The sequence below is a fragment of the Shigella sp. FC1967 genome (genome assembly GCF_001743005.1).
GTDB lineage: Bacteria > Pseudomonadota > Gammaproteobacteria > Enterobacterales > Enterobacteriaceae > Proteus.
Map to the genome: position 1 here is coordinate 1 of NZ_MIIZ01000834.1, position 2,742 is coordinate 2,742.

The following is a 2,742-nucleotide window of genomic DNA, read 5'->3' on the forward strand; positions in this document are numbered from 1 at the left end:
TGCACCAACACTTCACCGTTTAGGTATTCAGGCATTTGAACCAATCCTTATCGAAGGTAAAGCTATTCAGTTACACCCACTCGTTTGTGCGGCATATAACGCCGACTTCGATGGTGACCAAATGGCGGTTCACGTACCACTGACATTAGAAGCACAGTTAGAAGCTCGTGCGCTGATGATGTCAACAAATAACATTCTGTCTCCAGCAAGTGGTGACCCAATCATCGTTCCTTCACAGGACGTTGTATTAGGTCTTTACTACATGACTCGTGACTGCATCAATGCCAAAGGTGAAGGCATGGTGTTAAGTGGTCCTAAAGAAGCTGAACGCGTTTATCGCGCAGGTTTAGCCTCTTTACACGCACGCGTCAAAGTACGTATCACTGAAGAGATTAAAGATGGCGAAGGTAACATCACCACTGAAACTAGCTTAAAAGATACTACTATCGGACGAGCTATTTTATGGATGATCGTACCAAAAGGTCTACCTTACGCACTGGTTAACCAACCATTAGGTAAGAAAGCAATTTCTAAAATGCTGAATACCTGTTATCGCGTAATGGGCCTGAAGCCAACGGTTATTTTTGCTGACCAAATCATGTATACCGGTTTTGCTTACGCAGCACGTTCAGGTGCTTCAGTAGGTATCGACGACATGGTTATCCCTGCTAAAAAAGCAGAGATCATTGCGGAAGCAGAAGCAGAAGTTGCAGAAATTCAGGAACAGTTCCAATCTGGTCTGGTAACAGCAGGTGAACGTTACAACAAAGTTATCGATATTTGGGCTGCGGCGAATGAGCGCGTAGCAAAAGCGATGATGGAAAATCTGTCTACTGAAACTGTTATTAACCGTAATGGTGAAGAAGAACAACAAGTATCTTTCAACAGCATCTTTATGATGGCTGACTCTGGTGCTCGTGGTTCTGCTGCTCAGATCCGTCAGTTAGCAGGTATGCGTGGTCTGATGGCTAAGCCAGATGGTTCAATCATCGAGACACCAATCACAGCGAACTTCCGTGAAGGTTTGAACGTACTCCAGTACTTCATTTCAACTCACGGTGCTCGTAAAGGTCTTGCGGATACCGCACTGAAAACAGCAAACTCCGGTTACTTGACTCGTCGTTTAGTTGACGTTGCACAAGACTTAGTCGTTACAGAAGACGACTGTGGTACAACCGAAGGTGTTATGATGACTCCGGTTATCGAAGGTGGTGATGTTAAAGAACCACTGCGTGAACGTGTATTAGGTCGTGTGGCTGCAGAAGATATTCTGAAACCAGGTACTGCCGATATTCTTGTTCCACGTAACACTCTATTAAATGAAAAACTGTGTGATCTGTTAGAAGAAAACTCTGTTGACAGCGTAAAAGTCCGTTCAGTTGTAACCTGTAATACAGACTTCGGTGTGTGTGCGAAATGTTATGGTCGTGATCTTGCTCGTGGTCATATCATCAATAAAGGTGAAGCTATCGGCGTTATCGCAGCACAGTCAATCGGTGAGCCAGGTACACAGTTAACGATGCGTACGTTCCACATCGGTGGTGCGGCATCTCGTGCGGCAGCAGAATCTAGCATTCAAGTACGTAACAAAGGTACTCTGAAGCTGTTCAATGCGAAGTTCATTACTAATACTGCGGGTAAATTAGTTATCACTTCTCGTAACACAGAATTACGTTTAATTGACGAATTCGGTCGTACGAAAGAAAGCTACAAAGTTCCTTACGGTGCTCAACTAGCAAAAGGTGATGGCGAAGCAGTTAACGGTGGCGAAACTGTTGCGAACTGGGATCCACATACAATGCCAGTCGTGAGTGAAGTCTCTGGTATCATCCGTTTTGCAGACATGGTTGATGGTCAAACTATCACACGTCAAACAGATGAATTAACAGGTCTTTCTTCACTGGTTGTTCTGGATTCAGCAGAGCGTACAGGTAGCGGTAAAGATTTACGTCCAGCATTGCGTATCACTGATGCACAAGGTAATGACGTATTAATCCCGAATACTGATATGCCAGCACAGTACTTCCTGCCAGGTAAAGCAATTGTTCAGTTAGACGATGGTATTACAATTAACGCAGGTGACACTTTAGCGCGTATTCCACAAGAATCTGGCGGTACTAAAGATATCACCGGTGGTCTACCACGCGTTGCTGACCTGTTTGAAGCTCGTCGTCCGAAAGAGCCTGCAATCCTTGCTGAAATCAGCGGTATTGTTTCGTTCGGTAAAGAGACTAAAGGTAAACGTCGTCTGGTTATTTCTCCATTAGATGGCAGTGATGCATACGAAGAGATGATCCCTAAATGGCGTCAGCTTAACGTATTCGAGGGTGAGGTTGTGGAACGCGGTGATGTTATCTCCGATGGTCCAGAATCACCACATGACATTCTGCGCTTACGTGGTGTTCATGCGGTTACTCGCTATATCACTAACGAAGTACAGGAAGTTTACCGTTTACAAGGCGTTAAGATTAACGATAAACACATTGAAGTTATCGTTCGTCAGATGCTACGTAAAGTTACCATTGAGAACGCAGGAAGCTCTGAGTTCCTCGAAGGTGAACAGGTTGAATACGCTCGCGTTAAAGTATCAAACCGTATTCTGGAAGAAGAAGGCAAAGTACCAGCAACATATTCTCGTGACCTATTAGGTATTACGAAAGCATCTCTGGCAACTGAATCCTTCATCTCTGCTGCATCGTTCCAAGAAACAACTCGTGTTCTAACGGAAGCTGCGGTAGCGGG

Annotated in this window: 1 protein-coding gene; it reads left to right on the forward strand. The window is 44.8% G+C overall.

Annotated elements, in window-relative coordinates; all coding sequences use genetic code 11:
* On the forward strand, positions 1 to 2,742 hold a 2,742-nt coding region (locus BHE89_RS14190; protein WP_458694227.1), incomplete at both ends, for a DNA-directed RNA polymerase subunit beta'.